The sequence below is a fragment of the Allobosea sp. 05T422_2 genome, from assembly GCF_056396265.1.
The window spans coordinates 20,354-38,753 of record NZ_JBFTLD010000033.1 but is presented as its reverse complement, the minus strand read 5'-3'; the positions used below and the strand labels follow the sequence as shown (position 1 = coordinate 38,753).

Genomic DNA, 18,400 nt, shown 5'->3' with positions numbered 1-18,400 from the left:
GTTCCCGCGCATACCGTGCGCTACGGCTACTATTCGGTGATCATCCGCGCGGCGATGGCGGGGCTCGGCGTCGCGCTGGCGCCACGCTGCTATGTGGCGGAGGAACTGGCTTCGGGCGCCCTGATCAACCCGCTCGGTCTCGGCTTCGAGAGCGCAACCGGCTGCTGGCTCACCTTCAGCCCCAACACCGAGCACAGGCCGGGCTTCGAGGCGCTCGTCGCCTGGCTGCGCGAGGAGGCGGCGATCTTCGAGGCGGCGACGCTGGCCAAGGAGGCCAATGATGCGTCGGCCGTCGCCGCCAGCACTGCTCCGGTGCCCCGGCAGGCAAGACGCAGCAGCGCGTCCTGAGCCGCGCTTCCGTCCCCGATGGCCTGCAGGATCAGCGCTACAGGAAGCCCGTCGAGATCCACGGCACAGCGGCGACGATCACGAGGCCGATGAGCAGGGCGAGCATATAGGCTCCGATATATTTCAGGCCCTCGTCCGGGTTGACCTTGCTGATCGCGCAGGCGCCGTAATAGCCGACGCCGAAGGGCGGGGCGAAAAGGCCGATGCCCATCGCGAGCACCACCACCATCGCGTAATGGACCTCGTGCACCCCGACCTGCTTGGCGATCGGGAAAAGCAGGGGGCCAAACAGCACGACAGCGGGGATGCCTTCGAGCACGCTGCCGAGGATGACGAAGGCGAGGATGGAGATCGCCAGGAAGCCCCAGGTGCCGCCGGGAATCGCAGACATCATGCGGGCGAGATCCTGCGAGAAACCCGATTGCGTCAGGCCCCAGGCCATGGCGGTGGCGCAGCCGATGATGAAGATGATCGCGCCGGTCAGCGAGGCGGTATCGACCAGCATCTTCGGCAGGCGCCGCCAATCGAACTGGCGGTAGAGCAGCAGGCCGGCGAGCACGGAATAGGCGATGCCGATGGTCGAGACTTCGGTCGCCGTGGCGACGCCCTCGACAACCGCGGCGCGGATGACGAAGGGCAGGGCGATGGCGGGCAGCGCGATCAGCGCGAGCTTGCCGATCTGCCGGCGCGACTGGCGCACGACATGGCCGAGATCCTCGTGGCGATAGCGCCATCTGACGACGCAGCAGAGTGCGACGCCGAGCACCATTGCCGGCAGCAGGCCGCCGGTGAACAGGGCCGCAATCGAGACGCCGGTGACCGAGCCGATGGTGATCAGCACGATCGAGGGCGGGATCGTCTCGGTCTGCGCGCCGGTCGCCGAGAGCAGGGCGACGAGATCGCCCGGCGCCGCGCCGCGCGCCTTCATTTCGGGGAAGAGCACCGGCGCGATCGCGGCCATATCGGCGATCTTCGAGCCCGAGATGCCGGAGACCAGATACATCGCGCCGATCAGCACATAGGACAGGCCGCCGCGGACATGGCCGAGCAGCCCGGCCAGGAACTCGATCATGGCACGCGCCATGCCGGTCATCTCGATCAGCGCGCCAAGGAAGATGAAGAGCGGCACGGCGAGCAGCATGATGTGGCTCATGCCCTCATCGAGCCGTCCGACCATGACGATCAGGGGGGTCGAAGTCGTCAGCGCGAGATAGCCGAAGGTCGCCAGCGCAAAGGAGAAGGCGATCGGCACGCCGGAGAAGACGTTCAGCGCGACGACGCCGACGAAGAAGATCACCAGGTTGAGTTTGCCGAGCGGCTTCAGGACGGGGCCGGCAAGCCAGAACAGCAGCAGGAGGGCGGCCGTCAGGGCAATCGCGATCAGGGCCGGCTTGAACGAAGGCAGGCGCAGCATCCGGCAGAAGGCGACGACCAGCATCAGGCCGATACCGGCCGGGATTGCGGCTGCGCGCCAGGCATTGGTGATTTCGAGCGCCGGAGTGACGATGAACGCCTCCTCCTCGGCATACTCGAGCGCATGCGGCAGGAGCAGCAGCAGGAAGGCAATGCCGGCGGTGATCGCCAGCGCCTCGAGGCAGGCCCGCGTCTGCGGGCCGACACGGCTGACCAGGCCGGTCATGCGCATATGCTCGCCGCGCCGGAGCGCAACCACCGCGCCCAGCATGGAGAGCCAGAGGAACAGGATCGAGGCCAGTTCGTCCGACCAGACCAGCGGTGCATGGAAGACGTAGCGCGCCGTGACGCCGGCGCCGAGCAGGCCGATCTCGATGACGACGAGCACGGCCACGACCAGTTCGACCAGCCCGCCGACGCTGCGGTCGACGAGGCCGACAGCGCGGCCGAGGCCGCTGGAGGGCCGGATGGCAGGCGCTTGCGACGCTGCGGCCTGAAGCTCCATGACGTTTCTTCCAGTCGTTGTTTTCGTGCCTTATAGGCGTGCGCGTGGCATCAGGCGAGCGCGATGGCAGCCGCTTCCCGGGCAACGGGTATTCGCTGGAGTCCGGCCTGAAACTGGCGAATCCACGGAGCGGGAATTGCGCAGCCGGCGCTGCTATGCTGTTGCGGGCGGCTGCTACCCCAGAAACCCTGCCGCCCCAGAAGCCGAGTGAACCCGTGATTCCCTGGATCCAGATCGATACCGCGACGATGCCGGGTGGCGGCGGCGAAATCCGCCTCAAGCAGCGCGGTGCGGAGTTCTCGATCATGCTGGGCGCGATCGAGCTGATGAACAGCCGCCTCAGCGGCTCGGAGGAGGCACTGGCAACGCTGGTCGCGGCGCGTCTTGCCGGCYGGCCGGAGCCCCGCATCCTGATCGGCGGGCTCGGCATGGGCTTTACCCTGCGCGCGGCGCTGGCGGCGTTCGGGCAAGGCGCGCAGATCGTGGTCTCGGAGCTCGTGCCGGCCGTCGTCGCCTGGGCCCGCGGTCCGATGGCTCAGGTCTTCGGCGATTGCCTCGCCGATCCCCGTGTCACCATCCGCGAGGAGGATGTCGCACGGACGATCGGCGCCGCTCCCGCGGCGTTCGATGCGATCCTGCTCGATGTCGACAACGGCCCGGAGGGGCTGACGCGCCGGGCGAATGACGATCTCTACGACATGGCGGGCCTCGCCGTCGCACGCGCAGCCCTGCGTCCTGGCGGCGTCCTCGCCGTCTGGTCGTCCGGTCCCGATCATGGCTTCACCCAGCGCCTGCGCAAGAGCGGCTATGCCGTCGAGGAGGTGAAGACGCGCGCCAACGGCAAGCGCGGGGGCGCAAGGCACGTGATCTGGCTCGCGACCGGTCCGGGTGCCGCCCAGTCCGAGCGCGCGCGGCGGGCCGGTTCATGATCGCTCCTGACAGGAGGGCGCGCGCAGCGTCGCTATAGATCCGACATGCCGAGACGTCCGCCAAAACCCCTCTCGATCAGCCCGTCGCAGGCCCGCCGGATCTGGCTACGCGCCCAGCGGCTCGATACGCTCGCTCCCTTTGGCGACGGCTCCGAAGCCACGCCGGCGGCGGTGGACCATCTCGGCTATGTGCAGATCGACACGATCAACGTGGTCGAACGCTGCCATCATCACATCCTGTGGACGCGCATTCCGGACTATCAGCGCGCGCATCTGCGCCAGGCCCAGAGCATCGACAAGAGCGTCTTCGAATACTGGACGCACGCGCTGGCCTATGTCCCGACCCAGGATCTGCGCTTCTTCCTGCCCGAGATGAAGCGGCGGCGCGAAAACCCTCCGAGCTGGTTCAATTCGGTGACGAACGAGGACCTGCGCAAGGTCATGGGCCGCGTTCGGCGCGATGGCGCGCTCTCGATCCGAGACATCGACGATGATGTGCTCATCGAGAAGGATCATGCCTGGGCGAGCCGCAAGCCCTCGAAACGCGCCCTGCAGCTCGCCTTCTTCAGCGGTGCGCTGACGATCTGCGAGCGCGCCGGCATGCTGAAGAGCTACGAGCTTCCGGAGCGGCATTTTGGCTGGGAGCGCGCCCCACGCCCGGYCACCGAGAAACAGGTTCTCGACTATCTCCTCGACCGGGCCTTGCGATCGCAGGGCATCGTCAGCCTCGACTCGGTCTGCCATCTCGACGCGCCGCGCAAGCCCGCGATCCGCGAGTTGATCGAGACGAGGCTACGCCGCAGAACGCTCGTGCCTGTCACGATCGAAGGGGCGGGAAAGCAGGAGCATTGGGCGCAACCCGCCATGCTCGAACCGACGCCGGCACCGGATGCCGAGCTGGTCCATATCCTTTCGCCCTTCGATCCGCTGATCATCCAGCGCAAGCGGCTGAAGCTTTTCTTCGGCTACGATCACCTGTTCGAGGCCTATGTGCCGAAGGAGAAGCGGGCGATGGGATATTTCGCCCTGCCGGTTCTGGTCGGCGACGAGATCGTCGCGGCGATCGACCTCAAGGCCGATCGCGCGAACGGGACGCTTCTCGTCCAGCAATGGAACTGGGTCGGCAAAGGCTCTCCCGAGCGGCACAAGGCGGCCATCGAGGACGCGTTGCACCGGTTCGAGCGCTTCCAGCTGGAGACCTGATCCAGCTGGCTCAGGCTTGCGTTCAGCCGAAGAGATTGCGGAACTGCCGCGGCTGGGAGCGCAGATACTGGTTGGGCGCCTTGACGCTGGCACCGAGATGGGCGGCGGCGTGCCAGGGCCACCGCGGATCGTAGAGGATGCCGCGCGCCAGCGCGACGAGATCGGCATCGCCGGTGCCGACGATCGCTTCGGCCTGATCCGGCTCGGTGATCAACCCGACGGCGATGCTCGGCAGATTGGTCGCCTGCTTCACGGCCCGGGCGAAGGGGACCTGGTAATTCGGCCCAAGCGGGATCGCCTGCTTGGCCGAGAGCCCGCCGCTGGAGACATGCATGAAGCTGCCGCCGCGCGCCTCGACCGCCCTTGCGAAAGCGACGGTCTGTTCGACGTCCCAGCCGCCCGGGACCCAGTCGGTGCCGGAGACGCGGAAGCCGACCGGGATCTCCGCAGGGACCACGGCCCGCACGGCATCATAGACTTCGAGCGGCAGGCGCATGCGGTTCTCGAGCGAGCCGCCATACTCATCCCCGCGCTGGTTCGAGAGCGGCGAGAGGAACTGGTGCAGGAGATAGCCGTGGGCGGCGTGCAGCTCGATCGCCTGCAAGCCCAGCCGCACGGCGCGCTTGGCCGATGCGGCGAAGTTCTCGCGGATGCGGGCGATGCCTGCGAGATCGAGCGCGAGCGGCGCCCGGGGATGATCGCCAAACGGGATGGCGGACGGGGCAAGCGTCTGCCAGCCGCCTTGGTCGAGCCCGAGCTGGCCGCCGCCTGTCCAGGGCGCGGCCACCGAGGCCTTGCGCCCGGCATGGCCGAGCTGGATGCCGATCGGCATGTCGGAATACGCACGGACCGCCGCCAGCGTCCTGGCCAGGGCCGCTTCCGTCTCGTCCGACCAGAGGCCGAGGTCCAGCGGGCTGATCCGGCCCTCCGGCTCGACGGCCGTCGCCTCGATGAACATCAGCGCGGCGCCGGACAGGGCGAGATGGCCGAGATGGATCGTATGCCAGTCGGTCGCCCGGCCATCCTCGGCCGAATACTGGCACATCGGCGCGATCACGATGCGGTTGGCGAGTTCGAGGCCGCCGAGCTTGTACGGGGTGAAGAGCTGGCTGGTCATGATGCCTCCGGCGGTTCCATCGCGCCGCGCGGACGGACCCGCCGACCGGCTGTTTCTAGCCGTCTCGCCAAGCCGCTGACTACAGGCAACAGCGCAAGGGCACGGTTGCAGTTGCGAAGAGAGCGCTACGGCGCTCCCGTGGCAGCCGAGACCAGCCAGATCGCGACGGGGAAGGTCAGCGCCGCCAGGGCCGTGGAGAGCACGATCGCAGCCGCGATTGGCCGGCTATCGGTCTCGAAGCGCTCGGAGATGACGAAGACATTCGCCGCGATGGGGAGGGCCGAATAGAGCACGCCGGCCGTGACCCAGAACGCGTCAAGCTTGAGCACGACGGCAAGCACGATCCAGGTCACCAGCGGGTGCAGCACGAGCTTGCCGACGACCAGTGGTGCAATCCCGAGGGCCGGGAGCTTGCTGCCGCCACCGCTCCATTGTCGCGCCGCGAGGCCGAGCGCGAAGACGCCGACCGGCGCAGCCGCATTTCCGAGGAAGGAGAGGAAGCGGTCGACCGGTTCCGGGATCGCGACCCCGCTGACCGAGAGCGCGAGGCCGCCTGCGATCGACAGCATGAAGGGGTTGAGGATCGTGCCGCGAATGAGCCGGCCGGCAATGGCGGGTGCCGAACCGGCGCCGCGCCCGGCCTCGATCAKCCCGATCGACAGGGGCACGACCAGCGCCGTGTCGCAGATCAGGCCGATCGCGATCGGCGCTGCGGCGCGCTCGCCGAGGAAGGCCAGCATCAGGGGAATGCCGAGAAAGGCGAAATTGCCGCCGACGAGGCTCTGYCCGCGCGAGACCGCATTGGGGAAGGGCAGGGCGCGCAACCGCGTGCCGATGAGGATGCCAAGCGCCATGATCGTCACGCCGATTGCTGCCAGCGCCACGAAGAAGGTCGTGTTCCAGAGCTCGGCGATCGGCTGCCGCGACATCACGCGCAGCACCATTGCCGGCGTCGCGATCATGAAGGCGAAGGTGTTGAGCACCCTGACGGAATCGGGGCCGAACAGCGTGCGGCCGGAAACCAATGCGCCGAGCGCGATCACCGCGAAGAACGGCGTGCTGGTGGCAAGGAATTGAAGCATCGATTGCGCTGACGGCTGGAGAACCCGCGCGTCGTCCCGGCCGTGCCTGTCCCGGCACCGGAATGACGCGCGTTGTCCTGCTCTCTACCAGCCGGGACTTGGCATTGGCCATGCGGCCCGATGCCTGACCGCCCGCCGCCAACGCAGGCCCCGTCGTGATCAGTTCGCCTGGAAGGCGCCGATCATGTAGCTCTCATTGCCGATCTCGGTGACGCGGCCCTTCACCTCGTAGCTCGCGAGATCGACGATCCAGACCACGCTGGAATTCGACTTGCCCTTGGGCGCTCCGGTGATCGCGGCATATTTTCCGTCGGGGGTGATCGCGATGCCGCGCGGGCGGGAGGGCTCGCCGCCGGGCGTCTTCAACTCGACCCTCTTGATCGTTGCCGGCTGCCCGGCGATGGCCTTGGCGACATCGATGATGTCGATATTGTTCGAGCGGAAATGCGTCGACAGGATGCGCTTGCCGTCCGGCAGGAACGCCGCCACGAAGGGGCGTGTCGGCACGGACTTGTCGTCGGTGCCGACCAGCACGCGGGCGACCTCGGCCTTGGCAGGGTCCGACAGCGCCTTCTCGACATCGATGATCGAGACGGTATTGCCGGGCCTGTCGGTCTGCGCGTTCTCGCGCGAGGCATGCGCCACAAGCTTGCCGTCCGGGCTGGTCGAGATGCCGAAGCCGCCCGCCTGCACGGGAATGCGCGCGATCTCCGCTCCGACTTCACCCGCAATCGCCTTTTGCAGGCTGATCACCGAGATATCGTCCGTTCCGCCATTGGCGCCGAAGATCGTGCCCCCACCGAGCGGACTGATCGTCACGCCGTTGGTGTCAGGGAAACAGCCGAATTTCGGGTCGGGCGCGCGGTGCGGCACGGGATCGGGAGGGCATGGGAAGCCGGGCTTGCCGAAAGCCTGCTCGACCCGACGAATGACCTTGTTGCTGGCGAGGTCGACGATGCTGATATGGCGGCCGCCATCCTCGTCGCCCTTCTGTTCGGCATGGGCGAGCGCGGCATGCCGGCCGTCAGGAGCGATCGCGAAGCCGGTCGGCCCAAAGCCTTCCGTCTCGATATAACCCTCGACGGCCGCAAGCGTGCCGTTGCTCGCCGGATCGAGCGCCTTCTTGAGATCGACGATGGTGACGGTGCCGGCATGGCCGTGCTGGAAGGCGGCGGCATCGTCGGGCCTGGTGCGGCCGGAATGATTGACCACATAGGCGCGCCGGTAATCCGGCGCGATGGTGATGGTGATCGGCTGGCCGCTGGAGATTGTGTCGGCCTTGCCGGTCCCGGTCGCGTCGATATCGGGCGTGACGCGGATGCGGTTCACCACCGCTTTCGGCGTGCCGTCATTGGCCGGATCGATCGCCCTTTCGAGGTCGATCACCAGGACGACATTGTCCCAGCGCCCGCTTGCGAGGAAATAGTCCTTTGCCATGGCGGCCTGTATTCCTCCGGCAGCGATCAGCGCCGTGACGCCAGTCAGAAGCATCGTCCTTAGCATCGTCCGTCCTCCTTCGGCTCACCCGTTTGTCCGGGTCCTTGGTTGGGATGCCTGCTGCCGCTCCGGCTTTTCGCGTCAGCCCTCCAACGCCATGTCGAGCACGCGGGCGACATGCAGCGCCTCTCGGCCTGCACCATCGTGGATCTGGTGGCGGCAACTCGTGCCATCGGCAACGACGAGGTCCTGCGCGCCTGCCTTGCGCACTGCCGGCAGCAGCGAGAGCTCGGCCATGGCGAGCGAGACATCCATGGTGTCCGCGCCGTAGCCGAAGGCACCCGACATGCCGCAGCAGCTCGACTCGATCGGCTTGACGTCGAGACCCGGAATCGCGCGGAGCGTCGCCTCGACGGCGCCCATCGCCGCGAACGCCTTCTGGTGGCAATGCCCGTGCAGATGGGCGACGCGGCCCGCCTGGTCCTTCAGCGGCAACGTGGTCGTCCCCGCCTTGATATCGGCCGCGAGCAGCTCTTCGAGCAGGAAAGCCGCGCTGGCCGCGGGTTCAACCTGCTCCTTGGGCAGGATCGCGCCAAACTCGTCGCGGAAGGTCAGCAGGCAGGACGGTTCGAGCCCGACGATGCGGGCGCCCCCGGCAATATAGGGCGAGAGCGCATCGAGCGTGCGCTTGGCCTCGATGCGCGCCTCGTCGACCAATCCGGCCGAGAGGAAGGTCCGTCCGCAGCAGAGCGGCCTGCCGCCGTCAGCCGGTTCGACCTTGTGGATGCGATAGCCGCCGGCCGCGAGCACGCGCTCAGCCGCCTCCATATTCTCGCGCTCGTAGTAGCGGTTGAACGTATCGCCGAAGAGCACGATGTCGCGGCCGTCGCCCTTCACATCGCCAGGCGTTGCCGGGTTGCCGGCCTGCACCCAGGGCTTGCGCCAGACCGGCAGCGAGCGGCGCGCGCTGAAGCCGAGCCAGCGCTCGCTCAGTTTGGCCAGAGCAGGGATGCGATCGCGCAGGTTCATCAGCGGCGCCAGTTTCGCGGCATAGGGCGCATAGCGCGGCAGCCAGGCGATCAGCCGTTCCTTCAGGGGCAAGCCATGGCGCTGGTGATAATGGTGGAGGAACTCGATCTTCATCCGGGCCATGTCGACGCCGGTCGGGCAGTCGCGCTTGCAGCCCTTGCAGGAGACGCAGAGATCGAGCGTCTCCTTCATCTCAGGCGAGGTGAAGGCGTCGGGGCCGAGCTGCCCGGAGATCGCGAGGCGCAGGCTGTTGGCGCGCCCGCGCGTCAGATGGGTCTCGTCCCTGGTGGCGCGATAGGACGGGCACATCGTGCCGCCGGAGAGTTTCCGGCAGGTGCCATTGTTGTTGCACATCTCGACGGCGCCGCCGAGCCCGCCCCAATCGGACCAATCGAGTGCGGTTGCGGCCGGGATAGGCGTCGCATAGCCCGGCGGAAACCGCATCAGGCTGCGATCGTCCATCTTGAGCGGCCGCACGATCTTGCCGGGATTCAGCCGGTTCTCCGGGTCGAACCCGTCCTTCACCGCCTCGAAGGCGCGCGTCAGCGGGCCGCCGAACATCGGTTCGACGAATTCCGAGCGGGAAATGCCGTCGCCATGCTCGCCGGAATAGGAGCCCTTGAACTGGCGCACGAGGTCGCAGGCGGCCTCGGCGATGCCGCGCATCGCCTTGACCCCGGCCTCGTCCTTCATGTTCAGGATCGGGCGGACGTGCAGGCAGCCGACCGAGGCATGGGCGTACCAGGTTCCGCGCGTGCCGTGACGGGTAAAGAGCTCGGTCACCGCGTCGGTATAGTCGGCGAGATGTTCGAGCGGGACGGCGCAGTCCTCGATGAAGGAGACCGGCTTCCCGTCGCCCTTCATCGACATCATGATATTGAGGCAGGCCTCGCGCACCTCCCAGACCGGCTTCTGCCGTGCCGGTTCGACGACCTCGACGACCGCGTCGGCAAAGCCGTGATCGGCCATGCACTGGTCGAGCCGCTTCAGGTCGTACTTCAGCGCCGCGAGATCGTCGCCGGCGAATTCGACCAGCAGCAGGCAGTTCGGCTGGCCCCTGGTGATGTCGGCGAGCGTTCGCACGAAGAGCGGGATATCGGCACCGAGCACCAGCACATTGTTGTCGACGAGCTCGACCGCGACCGGACCCAGCGCCACGATATGCTGCGTCGTCTCCATCGCCGCACGAAAATCCGGGAAATGGCAGACGCCCATGACGCGGTGGGTCGGCAGGGGCGAGAGCCTGAGCGTCGCCTCCGTGGTGATCGCGAGCGTGCCTTCCGAGCCGACCAGCAGATGCGACAGGTTCGGCCGGGCCGGGAGCAGCTCGTCGAGATTGTAGCCGCCGACCCGGCGCTGCACCTTCGGGAAGATGCGCTCGATCTCGTCGCGGTGCCCGTCCGCCAGGGACAGCATCCGCGTCATCAGGTCCCGCGTCCTGACCGAGGCATTGTCGCCGACCGGGTTCTCGCCCAGCGCAAAGGCCTCGCCGTCATGGAACTGCGCCCGCAGGGCAATGACATTGTCGACCATCTTGCCGTAGCGCAGCGAGCGCGCGCCGGAGGAGTTGTTGCCGGCCATGCCGCCAATGGTGCAGCGGCTCGCGGTCGAGGGCTCGACCGGGAAGAACAGGCCGTCCTTCTTCACATGGCTGTTGAGCTGCTCCAGCACGATGCCGGGCGCGACCGAGACCGTGCGCGAGGCCGGGTCATAGTCGCGGATCGCGTTAAAATGCCGGCTCATGTCGAGGATCAGCGCATCGCCGATCGGCTGGCCGTTTTGCGACGTGCCGCCGCCGCGCGCGATCACCGGAACGCCGTGCTCGGCCGCGATCTGGAGCGCGGCCGCAATGTCGGTCTCGCTCTTCGGAAAGGCGATACCCTGCGGGATGATCTGGTAGATCGAGGCGTCGGTGGCATAACGCCCGCGCGTGAATGCGTCGAAGCGGACCTCGCCTTCGAGCGCCTGGGCGAGGCGCCGTTCGAGCCCGAGATTGCGCGAGCCCTGTTTGGCGAGGGGGGCAGCATGGGTCATCGCGTCACGTATCCATTCCAGTTCATCTCGACCCGGCTCTGCGTTTCAATTTGGCCGGGACGACCCGCGTTYGCGTCCGAACGCATTCTCACTCGGCGGCTTCTGCCGCCTTTCCGGCCCGGCCGCTTCTGCGCCGCACCGCCCCGATCAGGTCCGACACCGGCCCCCAGAAGAGCAGGATCATCGCGAGCGCAACCAGTGTCGTGACGAGCCCGTTGGCGAAGAAGACCCCGAGACTGCCGCCCGAGCCGAGCAGGGCCTGCCGGAAAGCGTCCTCGGCCCGGTCGCCCAGGACCAGCGCCAGCACCAGCGGCGCCAGCGGGTAGTCGAGCTTCTTGAAGACATAGCCGATGATGCCGAAGATCAGCATCAGCCAGATGTCGAAGATCGAGTTGGAGATCGTATAGGCGCCGATAGCGCAGACGATCAGGATCACCGGCGCGACGAAGGAGAAGGGGATGCGCATGATCGCGGCGAAAAGCGGCACGGTCGCCAGCACGATGATCAGGCCGGCGAGGTTGCCGAGATACATCGAGGCGATCAGCCCCCAGACGAAGTCCTTCTGCTCGACGAAGAGCATCGGCCCGGGCTGAAGCCCCCAGACCAGCAGGCCGCCGAGCAGCACGGCCGCCGTGGCCGAGCCCGGGATGCCGAGCGCCAGCATCGGCAGCAAGGCGCTGGTGCCGGCGGCATGCGCCGCGGTCTCCGGCGCAAGCACGCCCTCGATCTCGCCCTTGCCGAAATTGGCGCCGCGCCGCGAGAAGCGCTTGGCGAGGCCATAGCCCATGAAGGAGGCGGCGATCGCGCCGCCGGGCGTCACGCCCATCCACATGCCGACGAGGCTGGAGCGGACGAGCGTCGCCCAGTAGCGCGGCAGCCCGGCCCAGGTCCGCAGCACGACCTTGAGATCGATCGTCGCCTGCTTGCCCTTGAAGACCAGTCCCTCCTCGACGGTGAGCAGGATCTCGCTGACGCCGAACAGGCCGATTACGACGATAAGGAAGTCGAAGCCGCGCATCAGCTCGGTCGAGCCGAAGGTCATGCGCAGATCGCCCGAGATCGAGTCGAGCCCGACTGCCGCCAGCAAGAAGCCGATGCAGAGCGAGGCCAGGATCTTTGCCCGGTTTTCCCGGCCCATGCCGATGAAGGAGCAGAAGGTCAGCAGGAAGACGGCGAAGAACTCGGCGGGCCCGAAGCGCAGCGCGAAGGAGGCGACCAGGGGGGCGACGAAGGTAATCAGGATGACGCCGGACAGCGCCCCGATGAACGAGGCCGTGAAGGCGGCCGTCAGTGCCTCGGCCGCCTTGCCCTGCACCGCCATCGGATAGCCGTCGAAGGTGGTCGCGACCGACCAGGCCTCTCCGGGAATATTGAACAGGATCGAAGTGATCGCGCCGCCGAACAACGCCCCCCAGTAGATCGAGGAAAGCAGGATGATCGCCGAGGTCGGGTCCATGCCGAAGGTCAGCGGCAGCAGGATCGCGACCCCGTTCGGACCGCCGAGGCCCGGCAGCACGCCGACAATGATGCCGAGCACCACGCCGATCACCATGAAACCGACATTGTGCCAGGAGAGCGCGACCTGGAAGCCGGCGATCAGCGAGGAGAGGTCTTCCATCAGCGCAACCTCAATAGCCGAGCATGGCTTCGAGCGGACCCTTGGGCAGGGGCACGCGGAACTGCTGTTCGAAGATCCAGAAACAGACGATCGGCACGAGGACGGCCGTCAGCACGATGCTCCACCAGCGCGAGGTCGCGACGACGGCCATGAAGACGAGGATGAAGACGCTCGCKGCGACATAGAGCCCGAGCGGCTGGATCAGCGCGACGAAGAGAACGAGCGGGCCGAGCACGCGCGAGACCTGCCCGAGCTGCTCGAAGGTGACGAAGACGCTGTTCTCTGTGCGAAAGGACTGCACCAGGATGAACAGCGAGGCGGCCAGGAACAGCCAGCCGACGCGGGCGGGGAAGAAGCCGTTCTGCGGGCCATTGTCCCAGCCGGCCCCGCGGCCATAGGAATCCCAGAGCACGACGAAGGCGAGGCCGATCAGGATCGCGGCCGTGCCAAGTTCGACGGGGCGGCGCGAGAGGCCGCGCGGCGCTTCGCCTTCAGGATGAGCGGACATCGACATCTCCGGACGTCGGCAGAGGGTTGAGGCCCGCCGTGACGGCGGGCCGGTCGGGCTCAGGCATCGGCCCGAAAAGTGGGCGCGGTTTTCGGAAAAGCCGATGCAAACGTAGAAGGCTGCATGATCGGATCGGATATGTTTCCGGTCCGATCATGCAAGGGCTACTTCGCCGTGAAGCCGGCTTCGCCCATCAGCTTGGCGTGCTTCTCCTCATCGGCCTTGAGGAAGGTCACGAACGCCTCGCCGTCGCGATAGTCCGGAACCAGCGCGCTGCGGGCGAGGTAGTCCTTCCATTCCGGCGTCTCGGAGACCTTCTTGAACAGGTTCACGTAGAAAGCCTGCTGCTCCTTGGTGACCTTGCCGGGCATGAACATGCCTCGCAGCATCTGATAGGTGACGTTCAGTCCCTGCGAGGCGCAGGTCGGGATATCGGCCCAGGATTTTCCGTCGGCGACCGGCGTCGAGTAGGTCATCTTCTGTTCGGAGAAGACGCAGATCGGCCGTGTCGCCCCGCCGCGCCAGTTGGCGACGTCCTCGGCCGGGTTGTTCGTGCTGGCGTCGATGTGATTGCCGGAAAGCTGGGTCGAGGCCTGGCCCCCGCTGGTGTGCGGGATATAGGCGAACTTGACGCCGCCGGCCTTCTCCATGCCGAAGACGATCAGGTTGTCCTCGCGCTTCGACGAGGTGCCGCCGATCTTGAGCGGGGGCGAGGCGGCCTTGGCCGCTGTCATGAAGTCGCCGGCGGTCTGGTAGGGCGCCTTGGCGTTGACCCAGAGCACGAAGGAATCCTGCGCCATCATCGCGATCGGCGTGTATTCGGTCCAGTTCAGCGGCAGCTTGGTCGCCATCGGCGTCATGAAGATGCCGCTCGACGTGGTGATCAGCTTGTGCGGGTCGCCCGCCGCCTTCTGGATGTCGAGCATGCCCTCGGCGCCGCCGGCGGCCGGCTTGTTGACGACGATGATCGGCTGCGAGGTCAGGTTATTCTTCTGGATGATGCCCTGCATCGTCCGCGCCATCTGGTCGGAGGCGCCGCCGGCCGAAAAAGGCACGACGATTTCGATGGCCTTGGTCGGCTCCCAGGCGAGGGCGGGGGTCGTAACTGCTACGAGCGCCGCGCCAGCGGCAAGCCAATGCTGCTTCATCTCTTCCAACCTCCCTGCAACGCGCTCTGTCGGCGCCGTGGCGAGAGCCTAGAATCAAAAAATTTTGCATTCAATCTGAAAAATGATGATGGCCGAATTGACGACGACACTGCCCGGCCGCCGTCCCGTATCAATGCCGGGGAGGTCTCAGGCTGGGGTTGGACTCAGGCAAGGCTGTTCTCGTCGTCCGCCTGCGCGGCGCTCTGATGCTGCGCGGCTTTTCGCTTGTTGCGCAGATGCAGGAACATGATGTCGCTGAGCTCGCTGCCGGCGCGTCGGCGCAGGGCATCGAGGATCGCCTCGTGCTCGCGCATCGCCTCGCCCCAGCGGTCGCGCTCCTTGTCGAGATTGGCGGAATAGCGTACGCGCCGGATGCGGCCGGCAATGCTGTTATAGGTCGCGCTGAGCGTCGCATTGCCGGCGGCCGCGACGATCATGCGGTGGATGTCCTGGTTGCACTGGAAATAGCCGTGCATGTCGCGCCGCAGGTAGAAACGGTACATCTCGTGATGAGATTGCTCGATTTCGGCGATTTCTTCGTCGCTGATGCGTTCGCAGGCCAGCCGCCCCGCCAGGGCTTCGAGCCCGCCCATCACGTCGAACAATTCGCGCAGATCATCGGCGCTCAGGGCGCGCACGCGTGCGCCGCGATTGGGCAGGAGGTCGATCAGCCCTTCCGCGGCCAGGACCTTGAGCGCCTCGCGCAGCGGCGTGCGCGAGATGCCGAACCGGTCGCAGAGCAGGCGCTCGGGCACGCGTGCGCCATCGGCGAGATTGCCCTCGACGATATAGTCGCGCAGCGCGGCCAGGAGTTCGCCGTGCAGCGATGTCTGGCCGGTGCCGTCCTCGCGTCGCAGCGACGGGCTTTCGGTCGTCTCAGTGTCGAGCGCGATAGTCGTCATGCTGGTTTGCTACGCGAGTGGGCGGCCCCGTGTCGAGATCGGCCAGCATAATATTGCACGCGCGAGCGGTGTTGCCAAAGACAAAAATGAATGCAAAACATCGGCGATCACGAGCGGCGAGCCGGAAGCGCCGCCACGTCCGAATAGGGAGTTATCGCCATGGCATCGCAGCAGGGTCGCCATTTCCTCCAGATTCCCGGCCCGAGCCCGGTCCCTGACCGGGTCCTGCGGGCCATGGACATGCCGGTGATCGATCACCGCAGCGCCGAGTTCGCGAAGCTCGGGCGCGAGGTGCTCTACGGTGCCAAGTCGGTCTTCAAGACCAGCCAGCCGGTGGTGATCTATCCGTCCTCCGGGACCGGTGCCTGGGAAGCGGCGATCGTCAATACGCTCTCTCCGGGCGACACCGTGCTGATGGCCGAGACCGGCCATTTCGCCACCCTCTGGCGCCAGATCGCCGGCCGCTTCGGCATCGAGGTCGATTTCATTCCGGGCGACTGGCGTCGCGGCGCCGACCCGGCCGCGATCGAGGCAAAGCTGGCCGAGGACCGCGGCCGCAAGATCAAGGCGGTGATGGTCGTCCATAACGAGACCTCGACCGGCTCGACCAGCCGGATCGCCGAGATCCGTAAGGCGATCGACAAGGCCGGCCACCCGGCGCTCTTCATGGTCGACACCATCTCCTCGCTCGCCTCGGTCGACTACCGGCACGACGAATGGCAGGTCGACGTCACGGTTTCCGGCTCGCAGAAAGGCCTGATGCTGCCGCCGGGCCTCAGCTTCAACGCGATCTCGGAAAAGGCGATGGCCGCCTCCCGGGCGAACACAATGCCGCGCTCCTATTGGGACTGGCAGGAGATGGTCAAGATCAACGCCAACGGCTTTTTCCCCTACACGCCGGCGACGAACCTGCTCTATGGCCTGCGCGAAGCAGTCAGGATGCTGCATGAGGAGGGGCTGGACGCGGTCTTCGCCCGCCATGAGCGCCTTGCCGCGGCGACGCGGGCCGCGGTGAAGGCCTGGGGCCTCGACATCCTCTGCGAGAACCCCGCGGAATATTCGCCGGTGCTGACCGCCGTGCTGATGCCGCCGAGCCACGACGCCGACCATTACCGCAAGGTGGCGCTCGAGAAGTTCAACATCTCGCTCGGCTCCGGCCTCGGCAAGGTGGCCGGCAAGGTCTTCCGGATCGGCCATCTCGGCGAATGCAACGAACTGACCCTGCTTGGCGCGCTGTCCGGCGTGGAGATGGGGCTGGCGGCAGCCGGCGTGCCGCATCGCAGCGGCGGCGTGCAGGCCGCAATGGCCGCGCTCGAAAGCCGCGAGGAAGCCAATACACCGAAGGTTGCGGTCGCCTGACGAGGGGAGAAGTCCCGGGGGCCCTCTGAACCGAGAGAGCTCCCGGGGCTTCGCGCTCGCCTTGCGAGCATTTCTGCGCGTCCGTGGCGCAGGATTCGGAGTGCCGCAGGCCGAAATGCCCATGGTAGAACCGGGGCAATCGCAGCTCCGGAATCCGCCGATGACCGATCCCTCCAGTTCCATTCTGTTGACCGTCGAGGCCGGTGTCGCAGTGCTGACGCTGAATCGTCCCGACGTGCTGAACGCCTTTGATGCGGCCATGGCGGAAACTTTCCTGGCCCGAATCGAGGAGATCGCGGCGCGCCGGGATGTCCGCGCCATCCTGCTGAAGGGCGCGGGCAGGGGCTTCTGCGCCGGTGGCGACGTCTCGCAATTCACCGCTGGTGGCGACCCCGAGACCGCGATCGAGGCGATCATCACGCCGCTGCATGCCGGGCTGAAAAGGCTCGATGAATTGCCGCAGCCTTCGATCGCCTGCCTGCATGGCGCGGTGGCCGGAGCCGGATTCAGCCTGGCGCTTGCCTGCGATCTGGCGATCGCCGCGGAGAATGCGAAATTCACGCTGGCCTATGCCCGGATCGGTGCGACGCCGGACGGGTCCGGGACCTATCATCTGCCGCGCATCGTCGGCATGAAGAAGGCAAAGGAGCTGGCGCTGCTCGCCGAGACGATCGATGCGGGCGAGGCGTTGCGGCTCGGCCTGATCAATCGCACCGTGCCGGCCGAGTGTCTCGATGCCGAAGCCATGGCGCTGGCGCGCAAACTGGCTGCCGGGCCGACCCAGGCCTATGGCCGCATCAAGGCGCTGCTCGGCGCTTCGCTGAGCAACACGTTGAGCGCCCAGCTCGACGCCGAGCGCGACGCCTTCCACGCCTCGACCCGGACCGCGGATTTCAGCGAGGGTGTCTCGGCTTTCCTGGAGAAGCGGCCAACCCGGTTCACGGGCCAGTAGATCACCGGGGCCGGATATCGGGTCCGGTCCGACGATCTCGCCCTTTTAGTATTTGCATCGGCTTTGTCCGAAGGCCGCAAACCACTTTCCCGCCGATGCTTGAGAGGATTGGCAATGCAGGATTCCCACCACGTTCTCTTCACGAGCCCCGCTGAGTTCGTCGACAGCGACCATCCGATGGTGATCGCCGAGGCGCGCCTGCTGACTTCGGGCCTCAGCGACCCTGCCGGGCAGGCCGGCATCCTCTATCAGGCGGTGCGCGACGGCATCCGCTATGACCCCTATGGCGACTATCTCAACCCCGAGACCTATCGCGCCAGCTCCGTGCTGGCGGCCGGCATCGGCTACTGCGTCGGCAAGGCTGCGCTCTATGCAGCCTATTGCCGGGCCATCGGCATTCCCGCTCGCATCGGGCTCGCCGACGTCAAGAACCATCTCGCCACGCCGCGCCTGCTGGAGGCCGTCGGCACCAATGTCTTCGCCTATCACGGCTATACCGAGGTTTTCCTCGACGGGCGCTGGCTGAAGGCTTCTCCGACCTTCAACGCGCGCCTCTGCGACAGGCTCGGCGTTGCGACKCTCGGCTTCGACKGCAAGAGCGATGCGCTGCTGCAGAGCTTCGATGGGCAGGGCCGCAGTTTTATGGACTATGTCGCCCAGCACGGCAGCTTCTTCGATGTGCCGGTGAAGTTCCTGATCCGCGAGATGTCGCGGCTCTATCCGAAGCTTTGCGTTCCCGGTGGATTGCGCGGCAGCAGCATGGAGCAGGAGGCGCGGCCCTCGGCGCCGGGCTGAACGCGAAACGCGCTGTCCCCT

15 protein-coding genes are annotated in these 18,400 nt (G+C 66.8%); 6 read left to right on the top strand and 9 right to left on the bottom strand.

Annotation, left to right across the window (positions count from 1 at the left end):
• On the top strand, window positions 1–348 hold a 348-nt coding region (locus tag AC1DJT_RS08915), incomplete at its 5' end, for a LysR substrate-binding domain-containing protein (protein ID WP_476833923.1).
• Between the two features lie 37 nt (window positions 349–385).
• Here the strand turns inward: AC1DJT_RS08915 and AC1DJT_RS08910 are convergent.
• Complete coding sequence (locus AC1DJT_RS08910) at window positions 386–2,266, bottom strand: TRAP transporter large permease (RefSeq protein ID WP_441504833.1); 1,881 nt, start codon at window positions 2,264–2,266, stop codon at window positions 386–388.
• Window positions 2,267–2,481: 215 nt separating this feature from the next.
• Here AC1DJT_RS08910 and AC1DJT_RS08905 point away from each other — a divergent pair, with 215 nt between their 5' ends.
• Together AC1DJT_RS08905 and AC1DJT_RS08900 are read left to right on the top strand one after the other, a co-directional pair.
• Complete coding sequence (locus tag AC1DJT_RS08905) at window positions 2,482–3,195, top strand: spermidine synthase (RefSeq protein WP_476833922.1); 714 nt, start codon at window positions 2,482–2,484, stop codon at window positions 3,193–3,195.
• A gap of 45 nt (window positions 3,196–3,240) precedes the next feature.
• Complete coding sequence (locus AC1DJT_RS08900; protein ID WP_476833921.1) at window positions 3,241–4,398, top strand: winged helix-turn-helix domain-containing protein; 1,158 nt, start codon at window positions 3,241–3,243, stop codon at window positions 4,396–4,398.
• A gap of 22 nt (window positions 4,399–4,420) precedes the next feature.
• On the opposite strand, the gene AC1DJT_RS08895 is transcribed toward AC1DJT_RS08900, so the two are convergent.
• The 8 genes from AC1DJT_RS08895 to AC1DJT_RS08860 all read right to left on the bottom strand — a co-directional run bounded on the left by AC1DJT_RS08895 (window position 4,421) and on the right by AC1DJT_RS08860 (window position 15,273).
• Window positions 4,421–5,515, bottom strand: coding sequence for an NADH:flavin oxidoreductase/NADH oxidase (locus tag AC1DJT_RS08895; protein WP_441488803.1), 1,095 nt, complete (start codon window positions 5,513–5,515; stop codon window positions 4,421–4,423).
• Window positions 5,516–5,640: 125 nt separating this feature from the next.
• Window positions 5,641–6,597 (bottom strand): AEC family transporter, encoded by a 957-nt coding sequence (locus AC1DJT_RS08890; RefSeq protein WP_476833920.1) that lies wholly within the window; start codon window positions 6,595–6,597, stop codon window positions 5,641–5,643.
• 159 nt (window positions 6,598–6,756) lie between these two features.
• Entirely contained in the window at window positions 6,757–8,100 is a 1,344-nt protein-coding gene (locus tag AC1DJT_RS08885) for a YncE family protein (RefSeq protein WP_441504831.1), read from the bottom strand.
• Window positions 8,101–8,175: 75 nt separating this feature from the next.
• Entirely contained in the window at window positions 8,176–11,097 is a 2,922-nt protein-coding gene (locus AC1DJT_RS08880; protein WP_441504830.1) for an FAD-binding and (Fe-S)-binding domain-containing protein, read from the bottom strand.
• Window positions 11,098–11,185: 88 nt separating this feature from the next.
• Window positions 11,186–12,715: a tripartite tricarboxylate transporter permease gene (locus tag AC1DJT_RS08875; protein WP_441488799.1), complete on the bottom strand. Its 1,530-nt coding sequence runs from the start codon at window positions 12,713–12,715 to the stop codon at window positions 11,186–11,188.
• 10 nt (window positions 12,716–12,725) lie between these two features.
• Window positions 12,726–13,223 (bottom strand): tripartite tricarboxylate transporter TctB family protein, encoded by a 498-nt coding sequence (locus AC1DJT_RS08870; RefSeq protein WP_441504829.1) that lies wholly within the window; start codon window positions 13,221–13,223, stop codon window positions 12,726–12,728.
• A gap of 164 nt (window positions 13,224–13,387) precedes the next feature.
• A complete protein-coding gene (locus AC1DJT_RS08865; RefSeq protein ID WP_441504828.1) occupies window positions 13,388–14,371 on the bottom strand; it encodes a Bug family tripartite tricarboxylate transporter substrate binding protein in 984 nt (327 codons plus the stop codon).
• 164 nt (window positions 14,372–14,535) lie between these two features.
• Window positions 14,536–15,273, bottom strand: a complete 738-nt coding sequence (locus AC1DJT_RS08860; protein WP_441504827.1) for a GntR family transcriptional regulator — start codon at window positions 15,271–15,273, stop codon at window positions 14,536–14,538.
• Between the two features lie 159 nt (window positions 15,274–15,432).
• Between AC1DJT_RS08860 and AC1DJT_RS08855 the strand changes: the two genes are divergently transcribed.
• From AC1DJT_RS08855 to AC1DJT_RS08845, 3 genes are all read left to right on the top strand, one after another.
• Window positions 15,433–16,632: a pyridoxal-phosphate-dependent aminotransferase family protein gene (locus tag AC1DJT_RS08855; protein WP_441504826.1), complete on the top strand. Its 1,200-nt coding sequence runs from the start codon at window positions 15,433–15,435 to the stop codon at window positions 16,630–16,632.
• Window positions 16,633–16,792: 160 nt separating this feature from the next.
• Window positions 16,793–17,584, top strand: coding sequence for an enoyl-CoA hydratase/isomerase family protein (locus AC1DJT_RS08850; RefSeq protein WP_441504825.1), 792 nt, complete (start codon window positions 16,793–16,795; stop codon window positions 17,582–17,584).
• A gap of 114 nt (window positions 17,585–17,698) precedes the next feature.
• A complete protein-coding gene (locus tag AC1DJT_RS08845) occupies window positions 17,699–18,379 on the top strand; it encodes a transglutaminase-like domain-containing protein (protein ID WP_476833919.1) in 681 nt (226 codons plus the stop codon).
• The last annotated feature ends 21 nt before the right edge of the window (window positions 18,380–18,400 follow it).

Excerpts from the sequence above, each read along its gene's own strand:
- AC1DJT_RS08910 (WP_441504833.1), bottom strand. The coding sequence starts at position 2,266 with ATGGAGCTTCAGGCCGCAGCGTCGCAAGCGCCTGCCATCCGGCCCTCC.
- AC1DJT_RS08895 (WP_441488803.1), bottom strand. The coding sequence starts at position 5,515 with ATGACCAGCCAGCTCTTCACCCCGTACAAGCTCGGCGGCCTCGAACTC.
- AC1DJT_RS08885 (WP_441504831.1), bottom strand. The coding sequence starts at position 8,100 with ATGCTAAGGACGATGCTTCTGACTGGCGTCACGGCGCTGATCGCTGCC.
- AC1DJT_RS08880 (WP_441504830.1), bottom strand. The coding sequence starts at position 11,097 with ATGACCCATGCTGCCCCCCTCGCCAAACAGGGCTCGCGCAATCTCGGG.
- AC1DJT_RS08875 (WP_441488799.1), bottom strand. The coding sequence starts at position 12,715 with ATGGAAGACCTCTCCTCGCTGATCGCCGGCTTCCAGGTCGCGCTCTCC.
- AC1DJT_RS08865 (WP_441504828.1), bottom strand. The coding sequence starts at position 14,371 with ATGAAGCAGCATTGGCTTGCCGCTGGCGCGGCGCTCGTAGCAGTTACG.
- AC1DJT_RS08860 (WP_441504827.1), bottom strand. The coding sequence starts at position 15,273 with ATGACGACTATCGCGCTCGACACTGAGACGACCGAAAGCCCGTCGCTG.
- AC1DJT_RS08855 (WP_441504826.1), top strand. The coding sequence starts at position 15,433 with ATGGCATCGCAGCAGGGTCGCCATTTCCTCCAGATTCCCGGCCCGAGC.
- AC1DJT_RS08850 (WP_441504825.1), top strand. The coding sequence starts at position 16,793 with ATGACCGATCCCTCCAGTTCCATTCTGTTGACCGTCGAGGCCGGTGTC.